This is a genomic window from Priestia sp. P1_B12_1 (assembly GCF_056406695.1).
On the sequence record NZ_JBFTZR010000005.1, the window covers coordinates 315,781 to 331,743 of the forward strand.

Below are 15,963 nucleotides of genomic sequence, written 5' to 3' on the forward strand. Positions count from 1 at the left end.
TATGCAAACGAGTTTTTTTGTATCGTTTGTATTAAAATAAAGAAGAGCGAAGCTAAGAAAATAGAGGAGGAATGGCATGATTTATATTGGAGTCACAGGCTGGGGAGATCATGATTCATTATATGAAGCGGGTGTTTCTTCAAGAGACAAGCTTGCCGTATATGCAGGCCATTTTCCAATTGTTGAAGTCGATTCATCTTTTTATGCAATTCAACCAACATCAAATGTAGAAAAATGGGTGAACGATACACCGGAATCTTTTCGTTTTGTGGTAAAAGCCTATCAAGGTATGACAGGCCATATGAGAGAAGGAAATCCGTTTGATAGCAAAGAAGAAATGTTTCATGCGTTTTTAGAATCAGTGAAGCCTTACGTAACATCGAATAAGCTTGGTATGATTTTATTTCAAATGCCACCTTGGTTTGACTGTACAAAAGAAAATGTAGCCTATTTGAGATATAGCCGCGAGAAGTTTGGCGATTTGCCAGTAGCGCTTGAGTTTCGAAATCAATCTTGGTTTAAGCCATTTTTCTATGATAAAACGTTAACGTTTATGGAACAAGAGAAGTGGATTCATGGTATTTGTGATGAACCGCAGGCAGGAGAAGGATCTATTCCAATTGTGATTCATGCTACAGATAAACAAAAAACACTTATCCGTTTTCACGGACGAAACGTACACGGTTGGAACAAGCCCGCAGAAGGCAATTGGCGAGCAGTAAGGTTTTTGTATCGTTACAATGAAAAAGAGCTCCTAGAGTGGAAAGAACGTCTTGAAAAGCTGCAAAAACAAACGAAGGACATTTACCTGTTATTTAATAATAACTCCGGCGGAGATGCTGTACATAATGCCAAACAGCTCATGAGTTTATTAAATATTGAATATGAAAATTTAGCTCCTAAACAATTAGATTTTTTTAATGAATTTTAGCACTGAGTCCTATAAAAGTTTATATAAGTAAGGAAGAAGGAATATAAACGTCAAATAGGTAGAAAAGTATATGTAAAACCTCACTTTTTTTCTTTCAACATCATAAATTGATTAAGAAAGGAGTGAGTTATTATGATCACCTTAGTGCCTATCGTAATTGAAGGTCATACGTTTAATGCAGTTACCGTATTGCTTCCAAAAACAACTCTGTTAACAATTTCATCAGATAAAGGGTACATTATGTGCGGAGCACTAGACGTAGGTCTATTAAATGATAAATTAGCTGATCGTCAAATAATAGCTGGAAGAGCTGTAGGTGTACGTACAATTGAGCAGCTTCTTGAAGCGCCTCTTGAATCTGTAACGCTTGAAGCTGAAAAAAGAGGGATTTTTAAAGGAACAATTGGCAAAGATGCTTTATTGAAAATGCTTTAATATAGTGAAAAATTTAAGATAAAACTTTTTAAAAGAAGCGTGAACCTCCTTATACATGCATACATATAGCTTGTAAGGAGGGATTTTTTTTGGTTAAACTTCGTCGGAAATTAACAAGAAAAGGCCCGCTTCCTTTTCGCTACGTTCTGTTGCTCACCTTTCTTTTTTTTATGCTTTCCACAGGGGTAGGATTATGGCTAATTAATAGAGGGATTGAACCGACGTTAATGAAATATGCTGAAGCACAAACAAAAGAGATTGCAACTTTAGTTATTAATAAAGCGGTGAATAAACAGGTACTTGATCAACTGGACGTAGATGTTATTAAAGTTGAATCTACACCTAACGGTCAAGTAGCTAAAATTGACACAGCGCTTGTAAATCGGGTTAGAGCTCAGACTACGTCATTTGTTCAAGCTAATTTAAAAGAGGCAGAAAAAGGGAATTTAGATGCACTTGAACTTCCAACAGATATTCGTATTGAAAAAAATGAAAAGCTTCGGAATCAAGGAATTGTATACCAAGTTCCTCTTGGGCAAGCAACTAATAATGCGCTGCTTGGAAATCTAGGTCCGCTGATTCCGGTTAAATTTCATGCTATTGGTGACGTTCAAACAGACGTAGTGCGAAAAATCGAGGAATATGGAATAAATAATGCGTTTCTTGAAGTATCCATCAAAGTAAAAGTAAACATGCAAATCATCATCCCGTTTGCAACGAGAAAAACAACCGTTACGGCTACAATTCCTGTAGGAGGGACTGTTATCCCTGGAAATGTTCCTGATTATTTTAACGGTGGAAATTCGTCTTCTCCGGCAATTGAACTTCCGAAGAAAAATTAACAATATTATATTAACGTGATAAAGTGTTATTTAAAAAGCAGGTGCGGAAGTTCAAAAATACTTTCATATCTGCTTTTATTCATTGGAATATTTATCTGAATTTTCTATAAAAAATATTTTGACATACTATCTTCTCCCTTCTATAATTTGAGATAGGAAGTTATAGAATGAATAATCTAAAAATTATAAAAATTCTTGTTGATCTACGATAAAAAGAGAGTAGGGAGAGAATAAAAGGGGGAATTACAGTGGAAAATAGGCCGCAGTGGGGATCAAGAGCAGGGTTTATTTTAGCAGCAGCAGGTTCAGCAATTGGATTAGGAAATATATGGAGATTTCCAGCCACTGCATATGAAAATGGAGGAGGGGCATTTTTTCTCCCCTATTTATTTGCTTTGTTGACGGCAGGAATTCCTATCTTAATCATGGAATTTGCTATTGGACATAAATATAAAGGTTCCTCTCCTTTATCATTAGCAAGACTAAGTCCTAAGGCTGAATGGCTAGGCTGGTGGCAAGTAGCTATTTCCTTTTTTATTTCGGTTTACTATTCCGTCATTATCGCGTGGGCGATGTCGTATTTTATCTTTTCATTTAAGTTAAGCTGGGGAAACGATACGGAAGCGTTTTTATATGGAGATTACTTAAAGTTAGCTGAAGCACCAGGACAAACAGGAAGCCTTGTATTACACGTTTTAATTCCGCTTGTACTTGTATGGATTGTGACATTAGGTGTCTTATTAAAAGGAATCAAAAAAGGAATTGAAGCCGCAAACAAAATCTTTCTACCAACACTAATTATTCTATTTTTAATCATTGTCATTCGAGCAGTCACGTTAGACGGAGCAATGGAAGGTCTGCATGCTTTCTTTAAACCAAACTGGAGCGCAATTGGAGATGGAAAGGTTTGGATCGCAGCATATGGTCAAATCTTCTTTAGTTTATCTGTTGGTTTTGCTATTATGATCACTTATTCCAGTTACCTTCCAAAGAAATCTGATTTAACTAATAATGCGTTCATTACTGGATTTGGTAATTCAGCTTTTGAATTACTAGCAGGAATCGGTGTGTTTAGTGCACTAGGTTTTATGGCTACTCAGCAAGGTATTCCAATTGATAAAGTAGTTCAGGGAGGGGTAGGACTAGCCTTTGTGGTCTTCCCGCAAATTATTAATGAATTTCCAGCGTTTAAACAGCTGTTTGGAATGTTATTCTTTGCTTCCTTAACATTAGCAGGATTAACGTCACTTATTTCAATTATTGAAACCTTTATAGCAGGCATTCAAGATAAATTTACTATCTCACGTACAAAATCTGTATTAATAGGTGGAGGAATCGCTTCAATTTGCTCGCTATTATTTGCAACACAAGGAGGACTTTATTTCTTAGATGTGGTCGACTATTTCATTAATAACTTCGGAGTTGCTCTAGCAGGCTTAGTAGAAGTTGTATTAGTTGCTTGGGTATTTAAGAAGTTGAGCAGCCTTCAGCAACATGCAAACGAAGTTTCTGATATCCGAATCGGTTCATGGTGGAAAATATGTTTAGGAGTAGTTACGCCACTTGTGCTTGGCTACATGATGTTTGATAACTTCCGGAAAAATATTTCGGAAAACTACGAACAGTATGCAACGACTTTTGTAGGTCCTTTTGGTTGGGGTGTGGCAGCTCTGGCTGTTATTTTGGGAATTGCTTTTTCTTTTGCACGATGGAAAGATGGGACACTGCGTTTGTCAGTTAAAGAGAAGGGGGTTTCTAAATAATGGATGGAAGTTCGATGACAATGATGGTTGTAGGGATGGTCATCATATGGGGCGGCTTGGCCGCAAGTATTGCTCATGCTGTGAAAAAAGCAAAAGAAAGTAAAGCATCAGGATAAAAAAACAGGAAGCATCAGCTTCCTGTTTTTTTATTTTTTCTTTAGTTCTAAACGATCATTTCGTTCCCACGTTCTTAACTGAGGATATGGATCAAACGACCACTCATTTTTGCCGTTATCTTTATACATTCCATAGTGCAAGTGAGGAGGGAATTTCCCAGAAGTTCCAGGAGGTCCATAACCAGAACTTCCTACTCCGCCAATGAGTGTTCCTGGTTCTACAATTTGTCCTACTTTTAAATTTTTTGCAAATCCGCTTAAATGAGCTAAATAGTGATAGTTATTGTGAAGGTCACGAATACCAATTCGCCAGCCTCCATATTTATTCCATCCTTTAAGCTCAATAATGCCATAGCAAGGGGATTTTACTGGAACTCCGTAATCTGCAAAAATGTCTGTTCCTTCATGAATTCGTTTGCCACCCCAGCCGCGCGCATCTCCCCATGTACTGCGATAACTGTAGTTTGCACGGAGAGGCACTGGAAATGAAGAACCTTTTAAATCAATGCGACCGTAATGGCGAAAAATTTTGGCATTCCCTAAAATAATATCAACTGCTTTAGCCCGGTGATAATAGTTCCAAAGCGCAATTTTAATATAGTCTTCGGACACCCCGAACGTCCGAATATAATCTGCCATTGTAAAAAGCATATCTTCATCATTAAATTGGTCTGCTTTTTTGTCTCCGTTCCCATCTTTGCCCATTCCCCCCAGTAGAGAAATCGTAAGTGGGTTTGTATCTTCCAAATTCGGATTTAAAGAACCTGACCATTTTTCTGGAGGATAATAAATGGCGATCGCGCCTTTTTCTCTTGGAATATCTTTATGAGAGCGTCGAATATTTCGTTCATACTGGTCAATCCCAGCAAAGTAATACCAAGGAATCGTAGTAGCGGCTTCCATTTGTTTATACAGCTCTAATCTCTTTTGAATAAGTATTTTTTCTTGATCTGCTGCTGATTCAGCTGTTACGTGGTGCCATCCTGTGAATATAGACATGAACATAAAAAGTAAGATAATCGTTTTGCGCATCGTGTTTCCCCCTTTCTAAAAATAGTGTGTAACACTAGTTTGCAGCGAGAAAAAAGATTTCATAAATATTAATTAATGGAAATCGCTTCAAAACTTTTTTAAAGAATTTTATTCAGAAGATAAATGGAAATTATACGGAGGATGAAAACGCACACATTTGAATGGAAAATAGAAGAAAACTGAGGAAAATAAAGAGCAGACAACTTGTCGAATCTCACTTTTTTATGATAAAGTGACATATAGTTATGTTTTTAATATGTAGTTAAAATTAAGCATATAGGTTATAGACATTTTCTAGATTGGTGGAGTTGATAATATGGCAACAAAAGAAGAGCATGTCCGCAAACCCGAGTGGCTGAAGATTAAGCTAAACACAAACGAAAATTACACAGGCTTAAAGAAAATGATGCGTGAGAAAAACCTTCATACAGTTTGTGAAGAAGCAAGATGTCCGAATATTCATGAGTGTTGGGCTGTTCGTCGTACGGCAACTTTTATGATTTTGGGAGAAGTATGTACACGTGCCTGTCGTTTTTGCGCGGTTAAGACAGGTTTACCAACAGAATTAGATTTAGAAGAGCCAGAACGCGTAGCGGATTCTGTTCAGCTAATGAACTTAAAACATGCGGTTATTACAGTAGTAGCTCGCGATGATTTAAAAGACGGAGGAGCAAGCGTATTAGCTGAAACAATTCGTGCGATTCGTCGTAAAAATCCATTGACAACAATTGAAGTATTGCCTTCTGATATGGGCGGTGTGGAAGAGAACTTACGTATTGTAATGGACGCACGTCCTGATATTTTAAATCATAATATTGAAACAGTACGCAGCCTTACTCCTCGTGTTCGTGCTCGTGCTAAATATGATCGTTCTCTTGAGTTCCTTCGCCGTGCAAAAGAAATGCAGCCGGATATTCCTACGAAATCAAGTATCATGCTTGGTCTAGGAGAAACAAAAGAAGAAATTATTGAAACGATGGATGATTTGCGTGCAAATAATGTAGATATTATGACGCTAGGCCAATATCTACAGCCAACTAAAAAGCACATAAAAGTTCAAAAATATTACCATCCAAATGAATTTGAAGAGCTAAAAGAAATTGCATTATCAAAAGGATTCAGCCATGTTGAAGCAGGTCCTCTTGTACGTTCTTCTTACCATGCAGATGAGCAAGTTAACGCTGCTGCAAAAAACAAAGCACAAGAAAGCAAATAAGGTAAAAAGAGGCTGGAACAAAAGTAGTTTAGCTGAAGTGAAAAACGAACCACTAATCAAACTTTTTGATTAGTGATTCGTTTTTTTTTGTTACGGTTAACGTAAAATTTATCTGTTTTGTTCCTTCTAGCAATTGATTGGAGGGCAAGGCGAAGACTCCTGCGGGAACAGCGGAACAGGTGAGACCCCACAGGAGCGCAAGCGACGAGGAGGCTCAGCGCCCGCCCGCGGAAAGCGAAGCCTTGCACGGAAATCAACTGCGGTGTCACAAGCGGTTCAGCTCATGTGTCTCATTTCTTCGTCTTTCGATTACATTCTTTTAGTTACGCCTCAACTTTTTTGTTTATTCCACCATATCTTTGTCCGTCATCGGTTCATTCAATTCGTTTTTCTCTCTTCCATTTGCATCTTCTCCGTTGTTCATTTTACGCCCTTGGGGAGATTTCAGCATTTGTTGAATAACGGCATCGATTCGTTTTTTAGCATCATTCGTTTGCGTATTCATCTCACTGATATTTTCGATTTGGTCCATCTGTTTCGGATTATCTGAGACGTATACATGATAATAACGAGGAACTACAGACATAGCTGTACGTTTTACCTGATCGGCTGCGTTATTCCGGTTTTTAGCATCTGTTTTATAAGCAACAAGCACATCTTTATCGGTTACTAGCGTAGCGGCTTGCTTAATATTTGGTATAGCGGTGCTCAGTTTACTAATATTGTCGGCTGCTTCTTCTCGATTAAATGTTCCTACTTGGTTCATATTGGAATTTTGCTCATTTGTATTTTTAGTGTATCGGACATATCCATAATTTGTGCCGCTATTATTATTTGGATTATAATAATGATTAGGCTCGTTTACATTAATGGCATCTGGGTTGTTTGGTGATAAATTTTCATTTTCAGCTGTGTTTTTATTTTGACAGCCAATGGTTAAAATACTTGTTATCAAAGCGATTCCAAGAATAGATTTCTTCACCATTTCCACCTCCTGTAGTTAAATATCGTGCGCCAGGTAAACCGGCGAACCTTCATGTGGAGCATAAAAAATCAGTAGGTATACCGATAAAACTCCTACAGGATTAGAGTGCTGCTTATACGTGAAAAATTTCATGTTAATTGATGGTTTCATCATCATAATTATGGTAAGGTAAATTTTAAGAGAAGAGGTGTGAGCAATGGTCTGTATCAATAATATTTGTTATGAAGTATTAAGAGATGAGCGCGAGGCATTTAATGAAGAGGCGTTTAGAGGTCGCTTTATTGACGTGCTGAGCCGCTATGACTATATTGTGGGAGATTGGGGATACAATCAGCTTCGACTGCGAGGCTTTTTTGATGACCGAAATCAAAAGGCAACGTATGATACGAAGATTAGTACGCTTCAAGACTATTTACATGAATATTGTAATTTTGGCTGTGCGTATTTTGTTTTAAAAAAAGTCCATAAGTAAAAAAAGGCAAGCCGAAGACACTAATTGTCCTTCACGCTGCCTTTTTTTTTAGATGATTTCATATAAAAATTCGCGAAGTTCCTGACCGTCTTCACTGTTTAATTTAAATACTTCTTCAAGATAGTTTGGTTCTTCAAGGTCATCTTGTCCAATGATGGCAAAGCGTCCTCCTTGAATATCAAGAACAACTTGTTTGCCATAATAACGGTCGGTTTGGATAATAGCTAAATCAAATCGTTGATTTTCGCCCATAAAGCTGACAAACCGGGTCTTTGTAGATACAACATCGTCATATAGATAAAAGCGTTCGCTCATAGGTATACTCCTTTCATAGGTTGTATTTTTATCATATCAAATAAGGTCAAAAACAAAAATGAATTTATCAAATGGATAATGGGTCATGATAAAATAGAACAGGAACCCCGTTTGTTTATAAAAAAAGATTTATAGAGAGCTGACAACTAGGGAGGAAATAATATGTACTTTGTAGATCGTGAAAAAATAGAAGCCACGCTTGTTTTTTTTGATGAACATGTTCGTTTGTTTGCTGAGCATTCGAGCTGGAACACAGAAATAGAGAAAAAGGCATTAGAGAGAATTGTACATCTTTTAATTGAAAACGTTTTAGATGTAGGAAATGCAATGATTGATGGGTTTATTATGAGAGATCCGGGCAGTTACGACGATATCATTGACATTTTAGTTGATGAGAAAGTGGTTAAAAAAGAGGAAGAAACGCCATTAAAAGAGATTGTTCAATTGCGTAAAAGCCTTGTTCAAGAATATGTGGATGTTAATCATCAGGATATTTATCAAAAAGTGATGCAGCATAAAGACGTACTGGCAGCATTTTCAGAGCGCGTAAGGACATATCTAGAGACAGAGTTAGGACCTGTGTCTGCTTTTCGTAACTAAAGGCAAGCAAGTTGTAGTTGTATAAAAAATAAGCTATGATTTCAAGTATGAGACTTGAAAGGAGATCACACAACATGAAGGAATATAAAGGATATTTGATTGATTTAGACGGAACAATGTACAAAGGAACAGAGCTAATTGCCGAGGCGCGTGATTTTGTTATTAAATTAAAGGAAAAAGGAATTCCTTATTTATTTGTAACAAACAACTCAACAAAAACGCCCGATAAAGTAGCTGAAAAGCTAGAGGCATTTGGCATTCCTGCAACAGAAGAGCAAGTTTTTACAACGAGCCAGGCAACAGCTAATTATTTGCATGAACGCAAAGCAAACGCTTCAGCTTATGTAATTGGTGGAGAAGGAATCCGACATGCGCTGCTTGAAAAAGGATTTACCATTGAAGAGGAAGATACGGATTTCGTAGTTGTTGGTTTGGATCAGGAAATTACATATGAAAAATTAGCAAAAGCATGTTTAAACGTTCGGAACGGCGCCTTTTTTGTTTCAACGAACGGAGATATTGCGATTCCTACTGAAAGAGGCTTACTGCCTGGTAATGGATCTATCACGTCCGTTATTACGGTTTCTACTCAAACAAATCCAGTATTTATTGGCAAACCAGAAAGTATTATTATGGAGCAAGCCCTTGAAGTCATCGGTACGCCAAAAGAAGAAACAATCATGATTGGTGATTACTATGATACAGATATTTTAGCAGGGATGAATGCAGGCTTAGATACATTATTAGTCCATACAGGAGTAACAACAAGAGAGTTACTAGAAGGATATGAGAAAAAGCCAACTTATACGGTAGATTCACTAAAAGAGTGGATGGAGCGAATTTAAAAAGCTGTCAATTGACAGCTTTTTTTGTTTTTTAACCTATTCTTGACTGGCAGCCCGGTGCGCTAACCGGCTAGAAGCAGCCGCGGCAATTGCGCCTACTAAATCATCTAAGAAAGTGTGGCACTCTCCAGTCGATTTATCGTTTAATCGTTCTAGAATACCCGGTTTTTGTTTATCAATATATCCGTAATTGGTAAAGCCGATTGATCCGTACACATTTACAATCGATAATGCTAAAATCTCGTCGATACCGTATAAACCTTCGTCTTTCTCAAGAATATCTAACAGAGGCGGCTCAATCACTTTTTTTTCCGTGAGGACATCTAGTTGAATACCCGTTAAAATAGCATTTTGAACTTCTCGTTTAGAAATGACGCGTTCAACGTTATATAAACAGTCTTCGATTGTTAAGTTTGGGTGATACTTTTTTTGCAAGTAATAGACCAGTTCAGCAATGTCTGTAAGAGCCACGCCGCGTTCTATTAACCATTCTCTTGCTTTTTTTTCTAACTCACTTTGTGTATGTTTTTTCTCCAAGTATCATCACCTGTTTTCTATATATTTTTAAGTCTAAAGTTGTTTCATACTACTAACCCGGAGTAAATAACTATAAATGGTGTATTTCTAATCTATTCATTCCTCCGTAAATATTATGACAAGTAATGTTGTTTTCCATCATATAATTTCTTGAATGAATGAAGAGAGGGATTAAAATGATACAAACCATTTATGAGCATTACGGATTACGTCCAAATGAATTTATGCCCGTTGGTAAATTTGAAGGTTTTCAGTATCGAGATATTTTATATACAATCATTAATGTAAAGCAAATGGAGCAAGACGAGTTAAATGAATTATATCAAATGAGTCAATTTCTGATGGGCCAAGGTGATCGCCATGTGGCAACATTTATGCCTAATTTGAATGGTGAAATGATTACAGAAACTGAAACTGAAAAATTTATCATTTGCCGCTGTCTTGCGGAAGAGAAAAACCCCAATTTTTCACCTGGGCATGAGCTAGCTGTTTTTCATCAAAAAGGGAGGCTGTTTCCTTATGAAGTGGAAAAAGCAAACCGGCTAGGGCAATGGAAGTCCATGTGGGAGAAGCGTCTCGACCAGATGGAGCAATTTTGGTATGGAAGATTACGTGCTTTACCTAATCAAGAGATGGAAAAACGTTTTTTAGAAACTTTTCCTTATTACCTAGGATTAACGGAAAATGCTATTCAATACCTAGTAGACACGGAAATTGACGATTTGCCTCGTTCAGTTGACGCTGCGACGATTTGTCACCATCGATTCGGGCAAAAAACATGGGGGGAAGACTACGTTTACAAGCTCCCAGCAGACTGGGTCTTCGACCATCCTAGCAGAGATATAGCTGAATATATAAGGGAACAATATTTATTAACATACGCTGTCGATGAAAGGCACATGCATCAGTTTTTAAGTGAATACGAAAAGGTAAATCCACTTTCTTCTTTTTCATGGAGACTGTTATATGCTAGACTTCTTTTTCCCGTTCATTATTTTGAGGTCATTGAAGGATACTACAGTGTACAAGATGAGCGGCAAAAACAAAAGTATTATGAGAAGCTTGAAGGAGTATTGGCTCATTCTTCTCACTACGAAGCTTTTCTGAAGCGCTTTTACCAGTCGGTGGGTATTTCAACGTCTCGTTATCACATTCCTGAATTAACATGGATTCATTAAAAAGCGATTACTATAGAATATGATAAAATAGAAAAATAGGTGTTGGATAATCCAAACCCGTTTTTCTATTTTGTTTTTGTGCATGCAGTTTAAAAAGGATAAAGAGGTGGCGTACATATGGACAAGCCGTTTGTATTTATTACGAGAAAAATACCGAATGAATTAATCGAACCTTTAAAGTCAGTAGCGAATGTGGAAATGTGGGATAAAGAAGATGAGGCAGTCCCTCACGAGCTGCTTTGTGAAAAAGCTAAGCACGCACATGCGCTATTAACAATGCTTTCAGATCGTATTGACAGTGAATTGCTTACGCAAGCTCCTCATTTAAAGCTTGTAGCTAACTTGGCGGTCGGATTCGATAATATTGACGTAGAAGCGGCAACTGAACGAGGAGTTATCGTTTCTAATACGCCCGATGTTTTATCTGATACAACAGCAGATTTAACGTTTGGTTTATTAATGAGTGTAGCTAGACGTTTAGTAGAAGCTGCTGAATATGTGAAAGAAAATCAGTGGAAAAGCTGGAGTCCATTTTTGTTAGCAGGCAGAGATGTTCATCATAAAACATTAGGTATTGTTGGAATGGGGAAAATTGGAGAGACGCTTGCGAAACGTGCTACAGGTTTTGATATGGAAATCTTGTACCACAATCGAAGCCGCAACCTTCAAGCGGAAAAAAAGCTCGATGCAGTTTACTGTGAGTTAAATGAGCTGCTTGAACGATCTGATTTTGTTGTTTGTTTGACACCGTTAACGGACGAAACCAAACATTTATTTAATTCTTCAGCATTTGAACAGATGAAAAAAACTGCGATTTTTATTAATGCTTCAAGAGGAGCGGTGGTTGATGAGCAAGCATTATTACATGCGATTCAATCTGGTGAAATTGCTGGAGCTGGCTTGGATGTATTCGATCAAGAGCCTATTTCTGCTTCTCATCCTCTTCTTCAGTTGCCTAATGTTATCGGGCTTCCTCATATCGGCAGTGCGAGTATCGAAACGCGTACGGAAATGATTTCTTTATGTGTTAAAAACATTAAAGCAGTACTTACAAACGAGTCTCCTATTACAATTGTAAATAAAGAAGCGTTTGCGAAAAAATCATAACAGAAAAAGGCAATTTCATTTCGGTGAAATTGTCTTTTTTTTATTAAAAAACAGTGGGAGCCATGTTATGATAATAAAATGAAATATTTTAAAAATTTACATTTATCTTTATATACCAATTTTTTTAACGAGTTTACGAGAAAAGATGGCAAGTAAACCTTGTAAAAAAGAAAAATAAGGTCTATAATGTCCTCTATAAGAGAACAAATGTATACGTAGAAAGAACACAGAGGTGAGGAATATGACAAAAAGTATTTCAGTAGGATTATTAGGGTTAGGAACGGTAGGAAGCGGAGTAGTCAAAATTATTGAAAATCATCAGGATAAATTAAGTCATCAAGTCGGATGTCCTGTAGAAGTTAAAAAAGTAGTAGTCAAAGATATTGATAAGAAACGTGACGTAGAAATCAGTGAAGATAAATTAACAACGAATGTTGAAGACGTTTTACATAACGCGGAGATTGACGTTGTCATTGAAGTAATGGGTGGCGTTGAAGAAACAAGAGATTATATCTTAACAGCCCTTCGTAATAAAAAGCATGTTGTAACGGCAAACAAAGATTTAATGGCTGTTTACGGCTCAGAATTGTTAACAGTAGCTTCTGAAAATAACTGTGATTTATTTTATGAAGCAAGTGTAGCAGGCGGTATACCAATTCTTCGTGGATTAGCAGATGGATTAGCGTCTGATCGTATTACCAAAATGATGGGAATTGTAAATGGTACAACAAACTTCATTTTAACGAAAATGACAAAAGAAGGAAGCGCTTATGATGAAGTGTTAAAAGAAGCGCAGGATTTAGGATATGCTGAAGCGGATCCAACTTCTGACGTAGGTGGTTTAGATGCTGCTCGCAAAATGGCAATCTTGGCTACACTAGGATTTTCAATGAAAATTGACTTGGACGATGTTCGTGTTCAAGGTATTACAGAAGTAACGGAAGAAGACTTGCAATATAGTAAACAATTAGGCTATACGATGAAACTGATTGGATATGCACATCGTGACGGCGACAATGTAGAAGTTAGTGTTCAGCCAACTCTTTTAGCAGACACACATCCTCTTGCTTCAGTAAGCGATGAGTACAATGCTGTATATGTATACGGAGAAGCTGTTGGAGAAACGATGTTTTATGGACCCGGGGCAGGAAGCCTGCCAACTGCCACTGCTGTCGTATCAGATTTAGTAGGTGTTATGAAAAACATGCGTTTAGGTGTGAATGGTAAAAGTGCGGTAACGCCTCAGTATCCAAAACAGTTAAAAGCAGAAGATGAAATGTTCTCGAAGCATTTCTTACGTATTCATGTTAAAGATCAAGTTGGAGCATTTGCAAAATTAACAACGCTATTTTCAGAGCGTGGCGTGAGCTTCGAAAAAATTATTCAACTTCCTGTGAAAGGAAGCGAATTAGCTGAGATTGTTGTTGTTACACACAAAACATCTCAAAAAGATTATGAGGAAATCCTTCAGCAGCTTCGGGATTTACCAATTGTAGAAAATGTAAAAAGCAGTTACCGCGTAGAGGGAGTTGGCACAGTATGATGTGGAAAGGTCTATTAGCTGAATATAAAGAGTTTTTACCTGTAACAGAGAACACACCTATGCTTACACTACATGAAGGAAATACGCCTTTAATTCATCTTGCTCATTTATCAAAAGAGCTAGGCATTGATTTACATGTGAAAGTAGAAGGGTTAAATCCAACGGGGTCATTTAAAGACCGCGGAATGGTAATGGCTGTAGCAAAAGCGAAAGAAGAAGGAAGCAATACGGTTATTTGTGCATCTACAGGTAACACATCCGCAGCTGCAGCAGCTTATGCATCACGCGCTGGCATGCGCTGTATCGTTGTTATTCCAAATGGAAAAATTGCGATGGGGAAATTAGCTCAAGCAGTTATGTACGGTGCAGAAATTGTAGCAATTGAAGGAAACTTTGACCAAGCACTTTCTATGGTTCGTAAGCTAAGTGAAACATCACCGGTTGCACTTGTGAACTCCGTAAATCCATACCGTATTGAAGGGCAAAAAACAGCTTCTTTCGAGATTTGTGAACAGCTTGGAAAAGCGCCTGACGTTTTAGCTATCCCAGTGGGGAATGCAGGAAATATTACAGCTTACTGGAAAGGCTTCAAAGAATACAGTGAGCGTCACCAAACGTCTCTTCCTCACATGCACGGGTTTGAAGCAGAAGGTGCAGCGGCGATCGTGCGTAATCAAGTTATCGAAAATCCAGAAACAATTGCAACGGCTATTCGAATCGGAAATCCAGCAAGCTGGGATTATGCTGTAAACGCAGCAAAAGAATCAAACGGAAAAATTGATGAAGTAACAGATGAACAAATCTTAGAAGCATATCGTACAATTGCACGCAAAGAAGGTGTATTTGCAGAGCCAGGTTCTTGCGCTTCAATAGCTGGTGTGTTTAAAGATGTAGCTTCTGGTAAAATTGCCAAAGGTTCAACGGTTGTAGCTGTCCTAACAGGTAACGGATTAAAAGATCCAAACGTAGCAATCGATGCTCATAATGTAAAGCCAGTGGTTTTACCAAATGATGAAGAAAAGGTATTTGAGTATATCCAAGGTGTCGTTGCTTCATGCTAGAAAATGAGCGTTTTGTCATTACGGTCCCAGCTAGCTCTGCTAATTTAGGGCCAGGATTTGATTCCATTGGAGTGGCTTTATCTCGCTACTTAAGATTAACAGTAGAGCGTCAGGACGAATGGATTTTTATCCCTGAAACGAAAGAAGTGCAAAGTATTCCTACAGGTACAGATAACTTAATGTATGAAGTGGCACAAGACGTGGCTCGTCAATTTAACATTGCTCTTCCAAGTGCGAAGGTCTCTGTTTGGAGCAACATTCCATTAGCAAGGGGACTTGGAAGCAGCGCATCGGCTATCGTAGCTGGAATCGAGCTGGCTAATGTACTGTGTGACTTACGTTTATCAAAAAGAGAAAAGCTTCGCATCAGCAGCTTAATGGAAGGACATCCTGATAACGTCAGCCCGTCTATTTACGGCGGCATCGTTGTTGGTTACCATCATGAAAATGAAACATATATTGCTCAAATACCTGAATTTGATGTCGATATCGTGATGGCTATTCCAGAATATGAATTAAAAACAACCGATGCTCGTGATGTGCTGCCTTTGGATATTAATTATCGCCACGCAGTAGAAGCTGGGGCAATCGGGAACATGCTAGTAGCGGCCCTGTTAAATAAAGATTTACCTCTGGTAGGCGAATTTATGGAGAAAGATTTATATCACGAACCTTATCGTATGAGACTCGTGCCAGAGCTTTCTCTTGTGCGAAAAGAAGCAAAAGCTCTCGGCGCATACGGTGTGTCACTAAGCGGAGCCGGTCCGAGTGTATTATGTTTAGCACCAAAAGGAAAAGGAAAAACGATTGCTGAACATATGTATGCTTTACTGCCGAACTGCGAAATAGATGTTTTACAAATTGATCGTAAAGGTGTATTTGTAGAAGCTGAAGTCACAACGAGTTAATAAAAAAATCCTCATTCATTTGAATGAGGATTTTTTATTCGCAAGCCCCACTAAAATGGGAGGTTGCTTTTATAATA

General features: G+C 37.9%; 18 protein-coding genes. 14 read left to right on the forward strand and 4 right to left on the reverse strand.

All coding sequences use genetic code 11. The features are described 5' to 3' along the window. The first annotated feature begins 76 nt into the window (after positions 1-76). The 5 genes from AC1D0Y_RS18710 (at position 77) to AC1D0Y_RS18730 (ending at position 4,087) form a co-directional block, all read left to right on the forward strand. Positions 77-931, forward strand: coding sequence for a DUF72 domain-containing protein (locus AC1D0Y_RS18710; protein ID WP_013059642.1), 855 nt, complete (start codon positions 77-79; stop codon positions 929-931). A 132-nt stretch (positions 932-1,063) separates the two neighbouring features. Further along, the gene (locus AC1D0Y_RS18715; protein ID WP_028409608.1) at positions 1,064-1,366 is read left to right on the forward strand and encodes a YunC family protein; all 303 of its coding nucleotides are present in this window, start codon (positions 1,064-1,066) and stop codon (positions 1,364-1,366) included. A gap of 89 nt (positions 1,367-1,455) precedes the next feature. Next, on the forward strand, positions 1,456-2,208 hold the full coding sequence (yunB, locus tag AC1D0Y_RS18720) for a sporulation protein YunB (RefSeq protein WP_013059640.1): 753 nt from the start codon (positions 1,456-1,458) through the stop codon (positions 2,206-2,208). Positions 2,209-2,456: 248 nt separating this feature from the next. After that, positions 2,457-3,971, forward strand: a complete 1,515-nt coding sequence (locus AC1D0Y_RS18725) for a sodium-dependent transporter (protein WP_477707843.1) — start codon at positions 2,457-2,459, stop codon at positions 3,969-3,971. Then, positions 3,971-4,087 (forward strand): methionine/alanine import family NSS transporter small subunit, encoded by a 117-nt coding sequence (locus tag AC1D0Y_RS18730; RefSeq protein WP_107918137.1) that lies wholly within the window; start codon positions 3,971-3,973, stop codon positions 4,085-4,087. Before AC1D0Y_RS18725 ends, AC1D0Y_RS18730 begins: the two co-directional genes overlap by 1 nt. A gap of 30 nt (positions 4,088-4,117) precedes the next feature. Here the strand turns inward: AC1D0Y_RS18730 and AC1D0Y_RS18735 are convergent, their stop codons facing one another. Next, positions 4,118-5,119: a M23 family metallopeptidase gene (locus AC1D0Y_RS18735; protein ID WP_050688958.1), complete on the reverse strand. Its 1,002-nt coding sequence runs from the start codon at positions 5,117-5,119 to the stop codon at positions 4,118-4,120. 316 nt (positions 5,120-5,435) lie between these two features. Between AC1D0Y_RS18735 and lipA the strand changes: the two genes are divergently transcribed. Further along, a complete protein-coding gene (gene lipA / locus AC1D0Y_RS18740; protein ID WP_028409605.1) occupies positions 5,436-6,335 on the forward strand; it encodes a lipoyl synthase in 900 nt (299 codons plus the stop codon). Between the two features lie 343 nt (positions 6,336-6,678). On the opposite strand, the gene AC1D0Y_RS18745 is transcribed toward lipA, so the two are convergent. Further along, the gene (locus AC1D0Y_RS18745) at positions 6,679-7,320 is read right to left on the reverse strand and encodes a YhcN/YlaJ family sporulation lipoprotein (RefSeq protein ID WP_060745811.1); all 642 of its coding nucleotides are present in this window, start codon (positions 7,318-7,320) and stop codon (positions 6,679-6,681) included. A gap of 196 nt (positions 7,321-7,516) precedes the next feature. Between AC1D0Y_RS18745 and AC1D0Y_RS18750 the strand changes: the two genes are divergently transcribed. After that, positions 7,517-7,792, forward strand: coding sequence for a YutD family protein (locus AC1D0Y_RS18750; RefSeq protein WP_028409603.1), 276 nt, complete (start codon positions 7,517-7,519; stop codon positions 7,790-7,792). 48 nt (positions 7,793-7,840) lie between these two features. Here the strand turns inward: AC1D0Y_RS18750 and AC1D0Y_RS18755 are convergent, their stop codons facing one another. After that, on the reverse strand, positions 7,841-8,107 hold the full coding sequence (locus AC1D0Y_RS18755) for a DUF3055 domain-containing protein (protein WP_013059634.1): 267 nt from the start codon (positions 8,105-8,107) through the stop codon (positions 7,841-7,843). Between the two features lie 162 nt (positions 8,108-8,269). On the opposite strand from AC1D0Y_RS18755, the gene AC1D0Y_RS18760 reads away from it, so the two are divergent. Continuing rightward, positions 8,270-8,707 (forward strand): DUF86 domain-containing protein, encoded by a 438-nt coding sequence (locus tag AC1D0Y_RS18760; RefSeq protein WP_013085332.1) that lies wholly within the window; start codon positions 8,270-8,272, stop codon positions 8,705-8,707. Positions 8,708-8,781: 74 nt separating this feature from the next. Further along, positions 8,782-9,552, forward strand: coding sequence for a TIGR01457 family HAD-type hydrolase (locus tag AC1D0Y_RS18765; protein ID WP_013059632.1), 771 nt, complete (start codon positions 8,782-8,784; stop codon positions 9,550-9,552). Positions 9,553-9,588: 36 nt separating this feature from the next. Here the strand turns inward: AC1D0Y_RS18765 and AC1D0Y_RS18770 are convergent, their stop codons facing one another. Beyond that, on the reverse strand, positions 9,589-10,089 hold the full coding sequence (locus tag AC1D0Y_RS18770) for a phosphatidylglycerophosphatase A family protein (protein ID WP_013059631.1): 501 nt from the start codon (positions 10,087-10,089) through the stop codon (positions 9,589-9,591). Positions 10,090-10,265: 176 nt separating this feature from the next. Here AC1D0Y_RS18770 and yutH point away from each other — a divergent pair, with 176 nt between their 5' ends. The 5 genes from yutH (at position 10,266) to thrB (ending at position 15,886) form a co-directional block, all read left to right on the forward strand. Beyond that, complete coding sequence (gene yutH / locus AC1D0Y_RS18775; protein WP_013059630.1) at positions 10,266-11,267, forward strand: spore coat putative kinase YutH; 1,002 nt, start codon at positions 10,266-10,268, stop codon at positions 11,265-11,267. Between the two features lie 117 nt (positions 11,268-11,384). Continuing rightward, positions 11,385-12,374: a 2-hydroxyacid dehydrogenase gene (locus AC1D0Y_RS18780; protein WP_477707844.1), complete on the forward strand. Its 990-nt coding sequence runs from the start codon at positions 11,385-11,387 to the stop codon at positions 12,372-12,374. A gap of 241 nt (positions 12,375-12,615) precedes the next feature. Continuing rightward, positions 12,616-13,917, forward strand: a complete 1,302-nt coding sequence (locus AC1D0Y_RS18785) for a homoserine dehydrogenase (RefSeq protein ID WP_013059628.1) — start codon at positions 12,616-12,618, stop codon at positions 13,915-13,917. Then, positions 13,917-14,978, forward strand: coding sequence for a threonine synthase (gene thrC, locus AC1D0Y_RS18790; RefSeq protein WP_028409600.1), 1,062 nt, complete (start codon positions 13,917-13,919; stop codon positions 14,976-14,978). Before AC1D0Y_RS18785 ends, thrC begins: the two co-directional genes overlap by 1 nt. Further along, entirely contained in the window at positions 14,972-15,886 is a 915-nt protein-coding gene (gene thrB / locus AC1D0Y_RS18795; RefSeq protein ID WP_217599059.1) for a homoserine kinase, read from the forward strand. The genes thrC and thrB overlap by 7 nt, the downstream gene beginning before the upstream one ends. Positions 15,887-15,963: the final 77 nt, after the last annotated feature.

Coding starts and splice junctions, on each gene's coding strand:
- AC1D0Y_RS18710 (WP_013059642.1), top strand. CDS start 77: ATGATTTATATTGGAGTCACAGGCTGGGGAGATCATGATTCATTATAT.
- AC1D0Y_RS18715 (WP_028409608.1), top strand. CDS start 1,064: ATGATCACCTTAGTGCCTATCGTAATTGAAGGTCATACGTTTAATGCA.
- AC1D0Y_RS18730 (WP_107918137.1), top strand. CDS start 3,971: ATGGATGGAAGTTCGATGACAATGATGGTTGTAGGGATGGTCATCATA.
- AC1D0Y_RS18735 (WP_050688958.1), bottom strand. CDS start 5,119: ATGCGCAAAACGATTATCTTACTTTTTATGTTCATGTCTATATTCACA.
- lipA (WP_028409605.1), top strand. CDS start 5,436: ATGGCAACAAAAGAAGAGCATGTCCGCAAACCCGAGTGGCTGAAGATT.
- AC1D0Y_RS18745 (WP_060745811.1), bottom strand. CDS start 7,320: ATGGTGAAGAAATCTATTCTTGGAATCGCTTTGATAACAAGTATTTTA.
- AC1D0Y_RS18750 (WP_028409603.1), top strand. CDS start 7,517: ATGGTCTGTATCAATAATATTTGTTATGAAGTATTAAGAGATGAGCGC.
- AC1D0Y_RS18755 (WP_013059634.1), bottom strand. CDS start 8,107: ATGAGCGAACGCTTTTATCTATATGACGATGTTGTATCTACAAAGACC.
- AC1D0Y_RS18760 (WP_013085332.1), top strand. CDS start 8,270: ATGTACTTTGTAGATCGTGAAAAAATAGAAGCCACGCTTGTTTTTTTT.
- AC1D0Y_RS18765 (WP_013059632.1), top strand. CDS start 8,782: ATGAAGGAATATAAAGGATATTTGATTGATTTAGACGGAACAATGTAC.
- yutH (WP_013059630.1), top strand. CDS start 10,266: ATGATACAAACCATTTATGAGCATTACGGATTACGTCCAAATGAATTT.
- AC1D0Y_RS18780 (WP_477707844.1), top strand. CDS start 11,385: ATGGACAAGCCGTTTGTATTTATTACGAGAAAAATACCGAATGAATTA.
- AC1D0Y_RS18785 (WP_013059628.1), top strand. CDS start 12,616: ATGACAAAAAGTATTTCAGTAGGATTATTAGGGTTAGGAACGGTAGGA.
- thrC (WP_028409600.1), top strand. CDS start 13,917: ATGTGGAAAGGTCTATTAGCTGAATATAAAGAGTTTTTACCTGTAACA.
- thrB (WP_217599059.1), top strand. CDS start 14,972: ATGCTAGAAAATGAGCGTTTTGTCATTACGGTCCCAGCTAGCTCTGCT.